17 protein-coding genes are annotated in these 18256 nt (G+C 37.2%); 7 read left to right on the plus strand and 10 right to left on the minus strand.

Translation table 11 applies throughout. The annotated features are described in order from the left end of the window. Positions 1–148 precede the first annotated feature (148 nt). The 3 genes from KKI44_RS07220 to KKI44_RS07230 form a co-directional block, all read right to left on the minus strand. Positions 149–748, minus strand: a complete 600-nt coding sequence (locus KKI44_RS07220) for a plasmid pRiA4b ORF-3 family protein (RefSeq protein WP_214590501.1) — start codon at positions 746–748, stop codon at positions 149–151. Between the two features lie 130 nt (positions 749–878). Further along, positions 879–1910, minus strand: a complete 1032-nt coding sequence (locus KKI44_RS07225) for a sensor histidine kinase (RefSeq protein WP_076396548.1) — start codon at positions 1908–1910, stop codon at positions 879–881. Between the two features lie 45 nt (positions 1911–1955). Then, entirely contained in the window at positions 1956–2633 is a 678-nt protein-coding gene (locus KKI44_RS07230; RefSeq protein WP_076396546.1) for a response regulator transcription factor, read from the minus strand. A 192-nt stretch (positions 2634–2825) separates the two neighbouring features. Between KKI44_RS07230 and KKI44_RS07235 the strand changes: the two genes are divergently transcribed. From KKI44_RS07235 to KKI44_RS07245, 3 genes are all read left to right on the plus strand, one after another. After that, positions 2826–5627 carry a TonB-dependent receptor gene (locus KKI44_RS07235; protein ID WP_214590502.1) on the plus strand — a complete coding sequence of 934 codons (2802 nt, stop codon included), beginning with the start codon at positions 2826–2828 and terminating at the stop codon, positions 5625–5627. Between the two features lie 46 nt (positions 5628–5673). Further along, on the plus strand, positions 5674–7092 hold the full coding sequence (locus KKI44_RS07240; protein WP_214590503.1) for a hypothetical protein: 1419 nt from the start codon (positions 5674–5676) through the stop codon (positions 7090–7092). 195 nt (positions 7093–7287) lie between these two features. Continuing rightward, the gene (locus tag KKI44_RS07245; RefSeq protein WP_250902176.1) at positions 7288–8451 is read left to right on the plus strand and encodes a hypothetical protein; all 1164 of its coding nucleotides are present in this window, start codon (positions 7288–7290) and stop codon (positions 8449–8451) included. Positions 8452–8554: 103 nt separating this feature from the next. Here KKI44_RS07245 and hemL read toward each other — a convergent pair whose 3' ends face one another. From hemL to KKI44_RS07265, 4 genes are all read right to left on the minus strand, one after another. Beyond that, positions 8555–9838, minus strand: coding sequence for a glutamate-1-semialdehyde 2,1-aminomutase (hemL, locus tag KKI44_RS07250; RefSeq protein ID WP_214590504.1), 1284 nt, complete (start codon positions 9836–9838; stop codon positions 8555–8557). Between the two features lie 74 nt (positions 9839–9912). Continuing rightward, positions 9913–10971: a glucosaminidase domain-containing protein gene (locus KKI44_RS07255; RefSeq protein WP_214590505.1), complete on the minus strand. Its 1059-nt coding sequence runs from the start codon at positions 10969–10971 to the stop codon at positions 9913–9915. A gap of 15 nt (positions 10972–10986) precedes the next feature. After that, on the minus strand, positions 10987–11895 hold the full coding sequence (locus tag KKI44_RS07260; protein ID WP_214590506.1) for a 1-aminocyclopropane-1-carboxylate deaminase/D-cysteine desulfhydrase: 909 nt from the start codon (positions 11893–11895) through the stop codon (positions 10987–10989). A 230-nt stretch (positions 11896–12125) separates the two neighbouring features. After that, complete coding sequence (locus tag KKI44_RS07265; protein ID WP_214590507.1) at positions 12126–12452, minus strand: hypothetical protein; 327 nt, start codon at positions 12450–12452, stop codon at positions 12126–12128. Positions 12453–12492: 40 nt separating this feature from the next. Between KKI44_RS07265 and KKI44_RS07270 the strand changes: the two genes are divergently transcribed. Together KKI44_RS07270 and KKI44_RS07275 are read left to right on the plus strand one after the other, a co-directional pair. After that, positions 12493–12675: a DUF5522 domain-containing protein gene (locus KKI44_RS07270; protein ID WP_029294953.1), complete on the plus strand. Its 183-nt coding sequence runs from the start codon at positions 12493–12495 to the stop codon at positions 12673–12675. A 1-nt stretch (position 12676) separates the two neighbouring features. Then, a complete protein-coding gene (locus KKI44_RS07275; RefSeq protein ID WP_076396528.1) occupies positions 12677–13201 on the plus strand; it encodes a DUF4136 domain-containing protein in 525 nt (174 codons plus the stop codon). 63 nt (positions 13202–13264) lie between these two features. Here KKI44_RS07275 and KKI44_RS07280 read toward each other — a convergent pair whose 3' ends face one another. Then, positions 13265–13579, minus strand: coding sequence for a hypothetical protein (locus KKI44_RS07280; protein ID WP_214590508.1), 315 nt, complete (start codon positions 13577–13579; stop codon positions 13265–13267). Between the two features lie 222 nt (positions 13580–13801). Here KKI44_RS07280 and KKI44_RS07285 point away from each other — a divergent pair, with 222 nt between their 5' ends. After that, positions 13802–15337 (plus strand): endonuclease, encoded by a 1536-nt coding sequence (locus KKI44_RS07285; RefSeq protein ID WP_214590509.1) that lies wholly within the window; start codon positions 13802–13804, stop codon positions 15335–15337. A gap of 139 nt (positions 15338–15476) precedes the next feature. After that, entirely contained in the window at positions 15477–17537 is a 2061-nt protein-coding gene (locus KKI44_RS07290; protein ID WP_214590510.1) for an endonuclease, read from the plus strand. 71 nt (positions 17538–17608) lie between these two features. Here the strand turns inward: KKI44_RS07290 and KKI44_RS07295 are convergent, their stop codons facing one another. Both KKI44_RS07295 and KKI44_RS07300 read right to left on the minus strand, forming a co-directional pair. Further along, positions 17609–17941 carry a CCC motif membrane protein gene (locus KKI44_RS07295; protein WP_214590511.1) on the minus strand — a complete coding sequence of 111 codons (333 nt, stop codon included), beginning with the start codon at positions 17939–17941 and terminating at the stop codon, positions 17609–17611. 17 nt (positions 17942–17958) lie between these two features. Next, entirely contained in the window at positions 17959–18252 is a 294-nt protein-coding gene (locus tag KKI44_RS07300; RefSeq protein ID WP_214590512.1) for a DUF2752 domain-containing protein, read from the minus strand. Positions 18253–18256: the final 4 nt, after the last annotated feature.

Here is an 18256-nt window from a genome sequence, read left to right on the forward strand (position 1 = left end):
CGTTTTTTTCGGCGCGGCAGCTTCACTGCCGCGCCGAAAAAAACGAAAAAGCGAGTAGCGAAAGCGCGAAACAGCTCCTGATTACAAGTACAGAATAAAAAAGCCCCAAACTTATGTTCAGGGCGGTATATTTTACAAATTCTTCCGATTATCTTTCATCATCGTTGTCGTCTTCATCATCGAAAGCATCGTCGTTGTAGTCTTCTTCTTCCTCATCATCAAAAGCATCATCATCTTCGTCTGCAAAGTTTCCGGTAGTTCCGAAGTCGTCTTCAAAACCGAAATCATCGTCCATTAATGGCATTGCCGATTTCTTTTTAGAACCTCCTGCGCTTCCGTTTTTACCTGGCGCTTTCAAAGGAACGTTTCCAAATCTGTAGACCGTAATCGGATAATTAACTCCTTTGGTTTCTTCGATAATCTCTACCAATTCGCAGAAAAATTCCCAAAGGTCAAGAAGTCCGTACTGGAACTGAGCTTTATCTCCTAGATTTTCGAACGCCTCATCGATGTACACATCCGACATAATTTCTCCGTCGCCATCGTCACTCATATCTTCTAACGGAACACCTTTTACTATTGTTCCGTCTTCTTCAAGCAGATTAAAAGTGGAAAGCTCATCTCCCTGCAAGCTGAATGCACTCTTAATACCTAAATGTAAGTTCCATAGCGTCTGTTTTCCTTTTACTTCGATATCCCGGAAAATATCTTCTTTTGCATCTAATATTACGCGGATTTTATAAACCATCAGTTTTTAAATTACTTTTTGCCGTTGTTATTATGATAAATCTCTGTTGCAAATATAAAATAAATGAGATGTGACAAAAAAATATTTCATCATTTTTTAAAACATTTTTTTTTCATACATTTTGCAAAAATTATTTGCTTTTCTCCAGCATGAAACTGAATTTCGTGCCTTCCAGATAAACACTTTCTACGGTGATGTTTTCGTTATGGGCTTCAAGAATATGTTTTACAATGGCAAGACCAAGCCCGGAACCTCCTTCCCTTCTGCTTCGGCTGGTTTCCACACGGTAAAATCTTTCAAAAATTCTTGGTAAACTTTCGGATTTAATTCCCATCCCGTTGTCTATAACTTCTATTAAAACTTTATTTTTAAGAACGCTGGTTTTTACCACCACTTTTGCTTCCTGTCTGTTTGCATAGTGAATTGCATTGGAAATCAGGTTAATAAAGACCTGCGAAATTTTCTGTTTGTCTGCCTCCACAAAAATCTGTGGCTGCAAAGTCTGGATCTGCAAGCTTGCATTATGCTTTTCTGCTTCGAGATCGAGAAGATCAAAAATTTCTTTAATTAATAAATTAACGTCAAATTTAGAAACGGTAAGATTTATTTCTCCTGCTTCCAGCCTGTTGATCATATCAAGATCCGTTACAATCGCAATTAAACGTTCTACAGATTTATCGATTCTTTCCAGATATTTATCCCGGATCGTAAGGTTATCTACTCCGCCGTCGCGCAGCGTTTCCACATATCCCTGAATGGAAAAAAGGGGTGTCTTCAGCTCGTGGGAAACGTTTCCGATGTATTCTTTCCTGTAACTTTCCATTTCTTTCATCATATCCAGTTCAGTCACTTTTCTTTGGTTGAGGTCTGAAAATCTTTCTCCCAATTCTTTAATGGTGATGTTTTCATCATCATCATGAACAATTTCCTGAGGTAAAAGCTGCGAAAGACCGCGAACCTGCTTTTTGCCATAATAATTGAATAAAAGCTCTAAAACGATATAATTGATGATAAAAATCAGGACAAGGCAAATAACCAGTCCGATTTTAAAAAATGGTGTACTGTAATAAATATCTTTTAGTGAATCGAAAATGATTACTAAAAGAAACATCACCAATGTCAGAAGACAAGAGGCGACGAGGGTAAGTCTGTAAAATTTCAATTTTACAAAGTTTTATTGGTTGATATAAAGGTAAGAAATTGAGTATTAAACAATAAGTTTATACCCAATTCCTTTTAACGTCTGAATCGTGTTGATTCCCAGTTTTTCTCTCAGTCTTCTGATGTGGACGTCGATGGTTCTTTCTCCCACGATAACGTCATTTCCCCAGACTTTTTCCAGAATTTCTTCTCTTTTGAAAACTTTTTCTGTGTTGGAAGCCAGCAAATACAGAAGATCGAATTCTTTTTTAGGAAGTAGAAACTGCTGTCCGTTTTTAGAAACCCTGAAGTTATCTTTATCAATAATTAAATCTCCGATTTCAATTAATTTAGAGTTGTCTGAAACCTGAGAAGTTAACTGCAATAAAGCATTTACTTTAGAAATCAGGATTTTCGGTTTAATTAATTTAACAATGTAGTCGTTTGCACCTGCCTGAAAACCGGCTAATTGTGAAAATTCTTCGCTTCTTGCAGAAAGAAAAACAATTAAAGTTTTTTGAAGTTCTTTAATTTTTCTAAGTTCCTGGCAGGTTTCGATACCGTCTTTTTCGGGCATCATGACATCCAATAAAATCAGATCCGGAACAATTTCCTTCGCTTTGTCGATACCTTCATTTCCATTAGTGGCTGTATAAATGTCGTAGCCTTCCTTTTCCAAGTTGTAAGACAGAATCTCTAAAATATCCAGTTCGTCGTCGATTAAGAGGATTTTCTTTTGGTTCATTTTTAATTTTTACGAGTCAAAGTTAATAATATTTTAATCACTGTTTAACAAAACGGGTATCGTTCACATAAAGTTAACAATTATATTCTTTTCTTAATGTTTAGTTAAGAAAAAATTAAATTTTGCTAAACTACCTAACCCATAAATTCTTTATTCCTTTGCACCGAAAGAATCGAGTAAGATATAGTAAAAATGAAAAAACAAATCCACAAGAGCATTATGCTGCTTGCCTTGTTTTCCGCCGGCTATGCATTTGCACAAAGCCAGGTTCTAGAAGGCAGGGTACTGGACGAGAAAGATAATACGCCTATTGAAGGGGTAAAAATAAAGGTAAATGATCAGGAAGTAACAACTGACATTTCCGGAAACTACTCTCTGAGCCTTCCCCCTGGAACCAATTACGTCATCACGGTAACTTCTAACGGATACAACCGAAAAGAAATAAGTGAAGTGGTTGTAAAAAGTGATGCCAATACTCACCTTGATATTGTCTTAGATAAGCCTAATACGTCTGCAAAAGAAAAACAGATTGAAGGGGTTGTTATTAAATCCAACGCAAGAAAAGAAACGATTGCTTCTACCATCGGTCTGCAAAGAAATGCAGGTGTTGTTTCTCAGGTGATTGGTGTGGAAGCTATTAAAAGAAGTCCGGACAGAAACACGGGTGAAGTTCTGAAAAGAGTTTCCGGAGTGAGTTTATTTGACGGAAAATATATTGTTGTAAGAGGTTTATCTGACCGTTACAATCAGGCAATGCTGAATGGCATCCAGTTATCCAGTACAGAGCCGGACAGAAAAACGTTCTCTTTCGACCTTTTTCCTGCTAACGTTATTGAAACACTGGTAATCAACAAAACATTTATTCCGGAATATACCGGAGAATGGGGAGGCGGATTAATTCAGGTAAATACTAAGGATATTCCCAATAAAAATTTCTTCAACGCGCAAGTGGGTGTAGGAGGAAATTCTATTACAATGGGGCAGGAATTTAAAATGCAGAAAGGAGGAAAGTGGGATTTCTTAGGAATTGATGACGGAACAAGAAAACTTCCTGCGGGAATGCCTGCCAAGAATTCTTTCACGCTTCTTAGTGATGCAGATAAAACGGATTATGGAAGAAAATATGTGAAAAATCTGGGGTATGATACGAATGGTTTTCCACAGAATATAAGCTTACAGCTCGATGGTGGTTTCAACACTAAAGTTTTCGGGAAAGATCTGGGAGTAATTGCGGTTTTAAACTACAGCAACAATAAAAGAAGAATTGAAACGCAAAACAGCTTCTTCACGATCAACGGAACGAAAGCAGATACCAACTTCGATTACTATACAGAAAAATATCAGAATGATGTTATTTTAGGAGGTCTCTTAAATTTAACATTAAAGCTGAATAATAATAACAAAATCTCCCTGAAAAACATTATTACCAACAATACGGTAAACCATATGTCTTTCAGAACAGGAAAAGATTTTGAATTTGATCCGGTAAACGGAACAAATATCATGGCAAGAGAGATTGGATTTAAAGAAACTACTTTCTATAACTCTACTCTTAACGGAACTCATAAGATTGATGCTCTCGGCGGTTTTACGGTTAACTGGTACGGAAGTTTCGGAATCCTGGATCAGTACATTCCATTGTTACAGCGTTTACAGTACAATCAATATCCGGATATCAGCGGAAGCCCTTATCTGGCTTTGATCTCTAACGGTCTTTCTCAAAAATCAGGAAGTGTATTCTACTCTACACTTAGCGATTATTTATACAATGCAGGAGGTGATGTTTCCAAAACTTTCGAAATGTTCGGAGGCCAGAAACAAACCATTAAGGGAGGATATTTATTTCAGGTGAAAGACAGGGTTTACAACTCAAGACCTTTCTCTGTAAGACTTGCAGGATACAATCAGTCATTGCTTTCACAACCTTTCGAAACTATTTTCAATTCTGAGAATTTTGGTACTACAGGAAACAAATTTACTTTCGACGAAATTGCAGGAAACCAGTACAGATATATCGCAAATACAATTTTAAATGCAGGGTATCTGCAGATGGATAACAACTTTACCTCATGGTTCAGAGCAGTTTGGGGATTAAGAGTTGAAAACTTCGATCAGTTGGTAGGAAGTACGAAAAGAAGTGATGACCGTTTTGTAAATACCCGTGTTACAGACTTTTTACCTGCTCTGAATATGACATTCAAGCTTACCAATAACATGAATTTACGTGTTGCTGGTTCACAGACTGTAGTAAGACCTGAATTCAGAGAGGTTTCTCCATTAGCTTATTATGATTTTGATTTGGGAGCTACCGTAATCGGTAATAAATATATCCAGAGAACAAAAATTACCAATGCGGATATTCGTTGGGAATGGTATCCGAGAAACGGGGAGATTCTTTCGGTTGCGGGATTCTATAAAAACTTTAAAAATCCTATCGAATTATATTTCAACCAATCCGGAGTGGGAACCAGTAATACATTCAATTACTTAAATGTAGATAAGGCAGATGCTTATGGAGCGGAATTAGAATTCAGAAAGAAACTGGACTTTGTAAGTGCATTTAAAAACTTTACACTGGGAGGTAACTTTGCTTTAATTAAAAACAGGGTAACAGATGCTGCAACCAATGTAGACAGACCAATGCAGGGACAGTCTCCTTACACCGTAAACTTAAGCATGCAGTATGATTCTGAAAAATCCGGATGGTCTTCAACAGTACTTTTTAATATGATTGGAAGAAGAATTCTTTATGTAGGAAATGATCAGGTTCCGCCAATCTGGGAAAATCCAAGACCGCTTCTTGATTTCCAGATCGCTAAAAAACTATGGCAGAACAAGGGAGAAATTAAGCTGAATGTTTCGGATATCCTGAACCGTCATGCGAAATTCTATCATGATCTGAACAATAATAAAAAATACGACAGTGCTGATGCATTGGCAATCGACAGAGTAACAGGAACAAACTTCAGTTTAACTCTCGGATACAACTTCTAATTACAATTAAATCAATTATCTAATAAAAATAATAAGTCTTTATAACATGAAAAAATTTGTTTTATACTCTTTAATGCTTGGTACTTTAGCAACTACTGTTACAGCATGTAGAAACATAGAAGAAGATGGACAAACTATAGTTCAGAACTCAGGCAGCGGAAGCACTGAAAATCTTATTCTTTCAGGAAAGATTACTTCAAATCTTACTCTTAAAGCTAACAATATCTATAAGTTGAGAGGATTGGTATATGTAACAAACGGTGCTACTTTAACCATCGAACCGGGAACTAAAATCGTAGGGGAAGCGGATAAAAACGGAGCATTGATTATTACAAGAGGAAGTAAGATTATGGCAGAAGGTACAGCTGCGAACCCGATTATTTTCACTTCTGAAAAACCAAGTCCGAAAAGAGGAGACTGGGCAGGTCTTGTAATCTTAGGAGCTGCTCCTACCAATTCTTCTTTCAATGGTCAGGCTGGTGTAGGTGAAATCGAAGGAGGAATCAACAACAGTGAAGGTTTAGGTCTTTACGGAGGAACAAATGCAGCAGACAACAGTGGTGTATTAAAATATGTAAGAGTAGAATATGCAGGGTATGCATTTTTACCGGATAAAGAGATCAACGGAATTACTTTCGGAGGTGTAGGTAACGGAACAACTGTAGATTATGTAGAAGTTGCTTATGCAAACGATGACAGTTTCGAATGGTTTGGAGGAACGGTAAACTGTTCTCACCTTATTGCCTATAAAGGTCTTGATGATGATTTTGATACAGATAACGGTTTCTCAGGAAAAATTCAGTTCGGTATCGGGGTAAGAGATTCTCAGGTAGCAGACGTTTCAGGATCTAACGCTTTTGAATCAGACAATGACGCTAACGGATCTTCTTTAACTCCTCAAACGGGTGCAACATTCTCAAACATGACGATTATAGGACCTGTAAACTCTAATTCTACAAGTACAAATGCAGGTACAATTAACGCATTGTTCCAGAATGCATTACAAATAAGAAGAAATTCTGCAATCTCTGTATTCAACTCTGTATTCACAGGATATCCGGTAGGTTTATTTATTGATGCTACAAAAGGTACTCCTACAGATAATAACATCGGAAATTCAAGCTTAGTATTCCAAAACAATATTTTAGCAGGAAATATTACACCGTTAAAATTTGCAGGATCTACTACAACGCCTACGACTTTCTCATTAACAGATCTTACGAACTGGTATAACTCAAACGGAAATTCTACGCTGACTTATTCTGCTGACGTTAAATTAACAGGAGCTTGGGCACCTGCAGGAACGACTCCGAACTTCTCTCCGGCTTCAGGATCTCCATTATTAACAGGAGGTGTATTTACTCATCCAAAGTTAAGCAGCTGGTTTACGGCAGTAACTTACAGAGGAGCTGTTAAAGATGCTACCGATACTTGGTACGCAGGCTGGACAAACTACAATTTGTAATAGTAATTAGTTTCTTCATATTAAATTCAAAAGCGGCATCGGAAAAAATTTTCCGATGCCGCTTTCATGAGTAAGTAAATTTAATTCAGCAAAAAATACCATTGGGAAAATAAGAAGAAAAATGGTAATTTGGTCTTTTCAAATAAAACACAGATCTTTAAAAATCTGTTTAAAGAAGTAAAATCTAAAAACATTATGAAAAACCGCTTTCAGCATATTTTAGCAGCCCTTATTATAAGTACCTCACTTGTTGTTCATTCCTGTAATAAAGAGGATGATGACGTTGCCACTATTCCGGTGGTAGGGATTGCAAAAGATCCAGGTAATTTCAAGGGGGAAGTTACCAGTGGACAGGTTGTAACACTGGATGCCACAAAAGTATACGTACTTAACGGTGCTGTTACTGTAAAAAACGGAGGAAAACTCGTTATTCCGGCGGGAACGCGAATTGTTGCCACAGCGGGCGCAGCATCTTATGTTTTGGTGCAGCAGGGAGGGCAGCTCTTTGCTAACGGAACCCTTAATTCACCCGTTTCTTTCCGTTCTTCTACAGAAACTTCCGGAAGCTGGGGCGGCGTTGTTATCTGCGGAAAAGCTCCTGTAAATACCGGTGCAGCCAATACTTCTGAAATTTTAAATTCTGCTTACGGAGGAGCTTCTGCAACAGATAATTCCGGTTCTCTGACGTATGTAAAAATCGAAAATGCAGGAATCAGTTTTTCTACCAGTGTAAAATTCAACGGACTTTCTCTTTTTGGAGTTGGCAGCGATACAAAAGTTGAGAATGTTGCTTTGATTAATAGTGCTGAAGATGGAATCCAGATGTACGGAGGAACGGTAAATCTTTCCAATATTGTCTCCATCGGAAGCGAGGATGATGCTTTTGTATGGACAGACGGATGGATCGGAACCGCTACCAATATTTTCACTAAAAGAAAAACAAACGGTTCTGGAAATACTGCAATAAAAGGACTTAATAATGCTTCGAATACTGCAGCAACTCCGGTCTTAAAACCTACTATTAAAAATGTAACGCTTTTGGGCGGAACTTCTGGAGAATCCAAAGCCATCAGATTATATTCCGGAACGTATGCGAGTTTTGAAAATGTAGTGGTTTCTAACTGGACGAACGGATTTTCAATAGAAAGTGATCCTACTGTAGCTTATTTTAACGGACAAAGTAAAATTAAAGATGCCTTTTTTGATACGAACGTTACGAATAAAGTAACTGCGACTTCCACTTCCGGCTCCACAGTAACACTTTTAAGCAATACCTACAACGAGAAATCGGATGCACTTGGTGCAGGAAATAAGCTTGGAAATCCGGCTTGGGCAATCGGCTGGTCTTCTTTACAGTAAAAAGTTTATGATTTAAAATAAAAACATCGGCTTCAGATAAATCTGAAGCCGATGCTGTTTCAAAAAAAGAATAGAAAATCATCTATCCTTTAGTATTTTTCAACTAAGAGTATTCAAATTTTCTCACTGCTTCCAGCGTCATATCTATTTCTCTGTCTTTAATCGCATCACTGATGAAGTATGTTTCATAACCACTCGGCGGAAGGTAAACTCCGTTTTGCAGCATCTGATGGAAGAAATTATTAAACAATGCATGATTGGCTTCCTGTGCTTCATCAAAATTAGAAACACTGTTGATATGGAAGAAAACCGACATCATCGATCCTTTTCTGTTGATTTTGTGGGCAATTCCTTTTTCGTTTAAAATTTTGCCGATTTCAAAATCTAAGGTTTCCGTAGTTTTTGCCAGTCTGCTGAAGAATTCCGGATCATTTTTAATCAACTGTAAAGTTTTCAGTCCGGCTCTCATGGCTAACGGATTTCCGCTTAATGTTCCTGCCTGATAAACACCTCCTTTTGGAGCCAGATGATCCATAATTTCGTTTCTTCCTGCAAAAGCACCTACCGGAAGTCCGCCACCGATCACTTTTCCGTATGTTACCAAATCTGCCTTTACATTATACAGTTCCTGAGCCCCTCCGAAAGCAAGTCTGAAACCTGTCATCACCTCATCAAAGATTAATAAAGCTCCGTTTTCATCACAGATTGTTCTTAACTTCTGAAGGAATTCATTTTCCGGCAGAACACAACCCATATTTCCGGCAACTGGCTCAATAATGACCGCTGCAATTTCACCCGGATTATGTCTGAAAAGATCTTCAACCTGCTCAAAATCATTGTATCTTGCCAGTAAAGTATCTTTTGCCGTTCCAGCGGTTACACCCGGCGAATTTGGATTTCCGAAAGTTGCAGCACCGCTTCCCGCTTTAATTAAAAAAGAATCTGAATGACCGTGATAACAGCCTTCAAATTTTATAAATTTATCTCTTCCTGTAAATCCTCTCGCGAGTCGTATCGCGCTCATACACGCTTCCGTACCTGAAGAAACCATTCTGATCTGATCTACATTCGGAACATTTTCTGTAATGAATTTTGCGATTTCTGTTTCCAGTTCTGTCGGAGCTCCGAAAGAAAATCCTTTTTCAGCCTGAATTTTCAGTTCTTCCAAAACTTCAGGATGCGTATGTCCTAAAATGGCAGGTCCCCAAGAATTGATGTAATCGATGTACGTATTATCATCCGCATCCGTAAGATACGCTCCTTTTGCAGATTTCATAAAAACAGGCACTCCTCCTACAGATTTGAATGCTCTTACCGGAGAATTTACACCTCCCGGAATGTATTTGTAAGCTTCTTCGAATAAAGCTGAACTTCTTTGGTATTTCATATGTAGTTGTTGGTTAACAGTTTATAGCTGTTAGTTTTAACCATCAACCAACAACTATAAACCATCAACGAAAATTAATTTCTGGGTTTTTTATCAATCAAATAAATTACTTGTCCGGCGGAAGGTTTCTGTCCTTCATCCATTCTGTTTTTGGCGTATAATTTATTTAATTTAATTCCGAATTTTTGGGCGATATCATGCATATTTTCGCCTGCTTCGGCTTTGTAGGTTGCAGTATTTCCGTCTGAGTTTTTAGATTCAAGGAAAACAATTTCATTTTTCTTCAGGACATCACTTTCCAGTTCATTCCATTTCATCAGTTTGCTTTCACTGATTTTGAATTTTTTGGCAATAAATTCTACGTTGGTATCTTCAGGAATGATGATGTATTTTAATCCGTCATTCGGATGACTTTTAATTAAAATGGTATTAAGAATTTCTGCTTTTGTTTTAATTCTTTCTACTCTTTTCTGCTGCTGAGCATAAGAAGTCTGTTTGTAAGGAACCTCAACGGTTACAGGTTCTTTTACTTTTCTGGTATATTTTTCAGGTTCAAGCTGAGCCATGAAAGTTCTGTCGTCTTTCAGGTCCGGATACAGTTTCAGAACGGCGTATAAAGCTTCTTTTGAATTGGTATTGTCGAATTCGTACAATTTATACCTTTCTATTTTTCCAATTAATATGGAAGCGTAACGTGGATTTGTTGCATAACCCGCTTTTTTAAGACCTGTTGCCCACGCTTTATAATCTTTCATATCTAAATTGAAAAGATTAGCGTAGTATTTTCTTGTGGATAAAAAGATGGAATGATCTTCATACGATTGTCGAGGATCATCGTAAACACGGAAACATTCGTTCGGAGCGTCATCGGTGTGCTTCATTGTTTTTCCTGTCCAGTCTTCTTTACATTTAATCCCGAAATGGTTTTTGCCTTCCAAAGCCAATCGGCTTTGCCCGCCTCCTGTTTCCAAAAGTCCCTGTGCAAGCGTGATAGAAGCCGGAATTTTATATTTTTCCATTTCTTCCACTGCATATTTTGCAAATTTCTGGATGTACTGATCTTCGGTTGCCCAGGTCTGAGCTGAGAATTTTGATAAAACTAAAAGGCTTACGATGGTGAAAAGTCTTTTCATGTTTTTCAATTTAAATTATATAATTAAATTTCTGTTCTGTTTTTCTAAAAGCAAATTGGCTCCTTCAATCCCCTGCAAACCGCCAGTGTGAAAGCACAAAATTTTGCTGTTCTCAGGAAAATAATCTTCATCAATTAATTCAAAAATTTTCTGCATCATTTTTCCTGTATAAACCGGTTCCAGTGGAATTCCGTATTTCTCTCTAAAATCATTGATAAAACGGATATTTTCATCCTTTATTTTACCATAACCTCCAAAACCTGAATCTATTAGATCAAAATTTTTCTTAGAAGTTAGTTCAGCGATTTTATTTTCCAGCGAATCATCGTCAACCGCTTTAAATCCTATAACTTTCTGATTTTCTTCACTGAATTTTAAAATTCCGGCAATCGTTCCTCCTGTTCCGACTGCGGTGCAAAGATAATCAAAATCTTTTGTATCGTCATTCAGCATCATTTTTACGCCTTCTACAGCGGCTTCATTGGTTCCTCCTTCCGGTACGACGAGCGCTTCCGGAAATTCTTTTTGTAAAAATTCAGTCAGTTTTTCTTTGTGGCGGTATTCTTCGCGGGTTACAAACTGCAGATTCATCCCGTTTCTTTTAGCAAAAAGTAAAGTCGGATTGTCGCGCCATTTATCTTTCAGCTCCTCTCCTCTTATAATTCCCAAAGTCGGAATTCCAGCTAAATTTCCGACTGCAGAAACCGCAGAAATATGATTTGAAAATGCACCACCAAAAGTAATGATGTAGGGTTTTTCAGGATTTCCTGAGAGATAATTATTAATATTGAAAAAAAGCTTCCAGTATTTATTTCCTGAAATCTGCGGATGGATTAGATCTTCCCTTTTCATAAAAAGTTTTACCTTTTTATCAATGGGAATTTCCTGAATCGGGATTTTTTCGGATGGAACATTTAATACCATTTAGGCTGAATCTTTTTTACAAAAATAGTGTTTTTTGGGTGTTTAGTCTTGCTTTGGACAGGTGAGGTTTATCATTGAAGATAAAAATGGGTAATTTTATTTTTACTTATTTAACCACCCCGTCAAAAATTCTTTCGAATTTTCGCCACCCCTCCAAAGGAGGGGAATTTTATCTCGAATTACCGGAAATCTAATCTCTCACAACCATTGTCCGTTAACCATTCCTGATTTTAAAGGTATTTTCGAAAACTCCAGAACTTTCTTTTCCTGAGATAATTCAGATTAAGTTCATTGGAATAGGCTTCTCTTTCAAAGGAGATTCTTTTGTACGCCTGATAACTGTCTTTCAGTTTAAAAAACCAGTAGTAATATTCGATTACATAAAAAATATAGAAAAAAATGATGAGCATTTCCAACTGTTGCCTTAAATGTATTTTTTCATGATTAATCAATATTTTATTTTTCTTATCTTCGGGATTCCTAATGAAGATAAAAGGGAACAGAGCAATGCCGTTGATTTTTAATTTTTTTAAAGGCTTTTGGCATATAATTATCATACTAACAAATATAAAGTTTTTTGACTTAGAGATTTAACCTATGGCACTTTTTGACATCAAAGAAGGTGAAGACTTTTACTACAACGAGCAGGGTTATAAAGTTTTTACGGAAAAGTTTCATCTGAAGAGAGGACATTGCTGTAAAAGTGGCTGTAGACATTGTCCTTACGGATACGATAAAAAGACCGATACATTTATTAAAAACGATAAAAAAAATAAATAAAATGAAGCGATATATCTTCTTACTGTTGGCTTCGGCTACTTTGGGTTTAACGTCTTGCAGTCCTTTCAACGTACGTTCTGACTATGCGGACACGGCAAATTTTAATTCATACAAAACTTATAAATTAAGAATTGATGATTTAAAACTAAATGATATTGATAAAGACAGAGTTTTGAATGAGCTTTCGAGACAGCTTCAAAGCAAAGGTCTTCAATCCGGAGAAAATCCTGATCTGATTGTAAATGTAAAAGCCAACCATAAAAAAGTAACGGACGTTACCACCACTTCACCTTACGGAGCCTGGGGTTGGGGCGGACCTTTCGGATGGGGAATCGGCATGAACAGAACATGGACGAGCAATTATAATGAAGGGGCAATTATTGTGGATCTGGTAGATGCTAAAACCAATAAACTTGTTTGGCAGGGAATCGGAAGCGGAATTTCTGTTGACAGACCTAAAGCGAAACAAAAGCAAATTCCTGAGATCATGGCAGAGATCATGAAGAATTATCCTCCGATGAAATAAGATATAAATCAATCAAATATATAAGAAAGTCAATGCAATTACTGCATTGACTTTTTTATTGAATTAATGATGTCTGGTTCCTTTATGATAATAGCCGACGTTTTGTGGATGGGCATCGTAATTTTTCTGAATCCTTTCATTCCGGAAATTTCGGTTTACAGATTTTTCTGAAATTTCAGGGGTTTTGAAATGGACTTCTTTTCCGTTTTTGTACATTTTACCATCTGTGGTTAAATAAGTTTCATCCTTCTGATAGACTTTGCCGTCTTCTCCGGTAAAAGTTCTTGTTTCGTTCTTTGAGTTTTTCAGCTTTCGGCTAAGATAAACCAACGTTCCCCCAGTAATTAATGCCAGTGCGATTTTTATTTTGTGATTCATAATGGTGATTTTTAAAGAATAACACAAAATATCTGCCAAAAATAATTTTGAAAAGTCATCTTTTTTCGCAAAAAAAGTATGCAATAAATATTCAGAACAAGTTTATTCTCAATAAAAAGTAAAGATTTAACACCGTATACAATTCTATGCATAATTAAATTTAACAATTCCGTAATTTTTTATTGATAAATTTATAGTAATCTTAAAGTCTAAAATCTTGACATGAAAAAACGATTACTAATGATTGTATTTGCTTCTGTTTTAGCAAATGCTCAGGCTCCTTCGGGATACTACAACTCTGCTAACGGACTTTCCGGAGCTTCATTAAAAACGGCATTAAGCACTATTATCACGAATGGACATCTGGACAAAGGCTACAACGGACTTTGGACGGCGTACAAAACCACTGACATCGACAAGAATTATGAGAATGACGGTTCTATTCTGGATATTTATTCGGAAAAACCTGTGGGTACAGATCCTTACAAATTTACTCCGGTTACCAACCAATGCGGAACGTATTCGGTGGAAGGAAATTGTTATAACCGTGAACATATTATTCCTCAAAGCTTTTTTAATGAAGCCTCTCCTATGGTTTCAGATATCCATTTTATCAGAGCTACGGACGGAAAAGTAAACGGAATGCGTTCCAATTATCCTTTCGGAAAGGTGGGAACTGCAACGTTTACTTCAAAAAACGGTTCTAAGCTTGGAAATTCTGTTTCCTCAGGTTTCTCGGGAACAGTGTTCGAGCCTATTGATGAATTTAAAGGCGATGTAGCAAGAATGGTATTTTATTTTGTTACGAGATACCAAAGCAAACTCTCCACGTTTACATCCGGAAATATGTTGGGCAGTTCTTCTTTTCCGGGTTTGCAGACTTGGGAATTGAATGTTTTATTGGCTTGGCATAATCAGGATCCTGTTTCTCAGGCGGAAATTAACCGAAATAATGCTTCTTACACTTATCAGGGAAACAGAAATCCTTTTATTGATAATCCAAATTATGTAAATCAAATCTGGGGTTCAGGTTCTGCTTCGGGAGGAACTTCTACTCCGCCAAGTTCATCAGGCTGCGGCAATGAAACATTTGAGACCATTCCTTCTGAAAGTTCGGCTTCTTATTTAACAAGAACATGGACAAATAATGGTATTACATGGACGGCAACAGATTCCAGAACAGATCAGACGATCTCCACCAAAGCAATCACAATTAGAGACGGCGCATTAACATCAAGCAGTTCAGCCAACGGAATCGGATCTTTGACGGTAACTACTCAACTGAAATTTACCGGTTCTAATGACAACTTCACTGTTAAAGTAAACGGAACATCGGTAGGAACCGTACCTTACAATACCTCTGCAATAACCACCACTATCAGCAATATTAATGTTTCGGGGAACGTTGTTATAACTTTAGAAAACAATTCTACCACCAACAGAGTTGCTATTGATAATCTTAGCTGGACCTGTTATTCGGGAACGGCAAGACAGGCTCCAAGTATTTCTTTAGCATCAAATTCTGACCAGAATGCATTACAGATTTCGCCAAATCCTGTTTCCAATAATGAAATTTTTGTAAAAGGGGAAACGCAGAATATTAAGAAAGCGGAGATCTATAATCTTCACGGAAAAGTAATACAGACCATTGATCAGCCTTTTAAAAACAGTAGAAATTCTATTAAAATTAAAAATCTGGAGCAGGGAATTTATATTTTAAAATTAGATGCTTCTTCATTGAAGTTTATTGTGAAATAAAATTTAGCTTAATAAATAACAAAAGCCTTCTCTCTGTTGAAAGAAGGCTTTTATTTGTATGAATCTTATTAAAAATTAACGATTATGTAATTTTATATTCATAAATTTTATGGTAATATTACGATCTTAAAAATTTACCATGAAAAAACAGTTATTCATTTTGGGCTTTGCTTCAGTTTTAGCAAATGCTCAGGCTCCTTCGGGATATTACAATTCGGCAAACGGACTTTCCGGAGCTTCTCTGAAAACAGCACTGAGTTCAATCATTACGAATGGTCATCAGGACAAAGGCTATAACGCACTCTGGACAGGTTTTAAAATAACCGATATTGACAAGAATTATGAAAATGACGGTTCTATTCTGGATATTTATTCTGAAAATCCGACCGGTGCAGATCCTTACAATTTTATTCCTGTAACCAACCAATGCGGAACGTATACAGAAGAAGGAAACTGCTATAACAGAGAGCATATTATTCCTCAGAGCTTATTTAATTCTGCTTCACCGATGTATTCCGACATCAATTTCATCAGAGCAACAGACGGAAAAGTAAATGCCATGAGGGCAGATTATCCTTTTGGAATCGTAGGAACTGCGACTTCCCTATCGTCTAACGGTTCTAAACTTGGAAGTTCTGCTTCACCCGGATATTCAGGGATTGTTTTTGAACCTGTTAATGAATTTAAAGGGGATGTTGCGCGTATGATTTTTTATTTTGTAACGCGCTATCAGAGTAAGCTTGCTACATTTTCTTCTGGAGATATTTTAGGTAATTCTGCTTTTCCGGGGTTGCAGACCTGGGAACTTAATGTTCTGTTGGCTTGGCACAATCAGGATCCTGTTTCTCAGGCGGAAATCAACCGGAACAATGCTACCTATGCTTATCAGGGAAACAGAAATCCTTTCATCGATAATCCGAATTATGTAAACCAGATCTGGGCTCCCGCTGATACACAGGCTCCGACAACTGTGACAGGGCTTAGTGTTTCCGGAACTACTTCAAGCAGCATTTCGCTTTCATGGAATGCTTCAACCGATAATGTTGGGGTTACTTCTTATAACGTTTACATGAACGGAAATTTACAGGCAACTGTAAGCTCCACTTCTGCAACTATTTCCGGATTAAGTCCTTCCACTACTTATCCTTTTTATATTGTAGCGAAAGATGCAGCAGGAAATTCTTCTCCGAACAGCTCTATCGTTTCAGGCACAACCAATGCTCCGATCGATACACAGGCTCCTTCCACTGTTACCGGTCTTGCGGTTACGGGAACTTCGCCAAGCAGCATTTCGCTGTCGTGGAATGCTTCGTCAGATAATGTTGGCGTTACTTCGTATGATGTCTACATGAACGGAAATTTAAAAACATCGGTAAGTGCAACTTCTGCGACCATTTCAGGCTTAAATGCTTCCACCACTTATACCTTTAATGTGATTGCTAAAGATGCTGCAGGAAATTCTTCCGCCAACAGCTCTACAGTTTCGGGAACTACGGATGCTGTTCCTCCTCCGACAAATTGCGTCTATGAAAATTTTGAAAATATTCCTGCAGGTACAACAGGATATTTAACGAGAACATGGACAAACAACGGCATTACGTGGACAGCAACGGATGCAAGAACAGATCAGACGATTTCCAACAAAGCGATTACAATAAGAGACGGCGCTTTAACTTCAAGCAGTTCAGCGAATGGAATCGGATCACTGACTGTAACTACTCAACTGAAATTTACAGGTTCTAACGGAACTTTCACCGTTAAAGTAAACGGAACGGCTGTTGGAACTATTCCTTACAACATCAGTGCAGCAACTACCACAATAAGCAATATTAATATTCCGGGGAATGTGGTGGTAACTTTAGAAAATAATTCTACCACCAACAGAGTTGCTCTTGATGATCTGAGCTGGACGTGTTATTCGGGAACGGCAAAGCAGGTTCAAAGTTTTTCTACTGAAACCATTTCAGATCAGAATACATTACAGGTTTCGCCAAATCCTGTTTCCAATAATGAGGTTTTTGTAAAAGGAGAAACGCAGAATATAAAAAAAGCGGAGATATACAATCTTCACGGAAAAGTAATGCAGACCATCGATCAGCCTTTTAAAAACGGTAAAAATTCTATTAAAATTAAAAATCTGGAGCAGGGAATTTATATTCTAAAATTAGATGCTTCTTCATTGAAGTTTATTGTGAAATAAATTTAGCTTTAAGAAATAATAAAGCCTTCTCTCAATTGAAAGAAGGCTTTTATTTTTAAATTAATAAGAAATTACTGTCCCATCAGTTCTCTCATTCTTTCCTGCATCAGTTGTGGGTCTTTCATAGCGTCCCATCCAAGGGTAGAGATCATGACAACAACGTAAACCACGTATAAAATACTTAATACAATTCCGATGATTGCCATTATTTTTCCGGCATTCAATTGTCCGTAATTTGAATAAGCCGCCGGATTTTTTCTGTAAAGTTCTCCGTCTTTTTTAGCCAGAACCAATGCAATGATCCCTGCAATAAGTCCCGGAAGTCCGTAACAGCAACACCCGACAATTGATACAATTCCCAAGATTAATACCGCCGTTGCGTTAGGTAATTTTTGTTGTTCCATAGTTATAATTTAATTGATTAATGTATAGGTAAGTATAAATGTTTATAAAAATAAGAAGTAACCATAATAATGGCATTGATAATGGCAAGAAAAACCAAAATATTACTGTAATTCCGTTTTCTGTCTACAAAATTCAGGAAGACCGTTCCGAAAAACAGCAATAAAGTATAGACCGCCGGAAACATATGAAATGCTTCGTCAAACCTGCCTTCAAAAACCATGACGATAGCTCTCTGCGTTCCGCACCCAAAACAGTCTATTCCAAAGAATTTCTTGATGGGACAAGGCAGCATAAAGTCTTCAATTTTCATTGTA

The sequence above is a fragment of the Chryseobacterium sp. ZHDP1 genome, assembly GCF_018603435.1.
In the GTDB taxonomy this organism is placed as follows: Bacteria; Bacteroidota; Bacteroidia; order Flavobacteriales; family Weeksellaceae; genus Chryseobacterium; species Chryseobacterium indicum.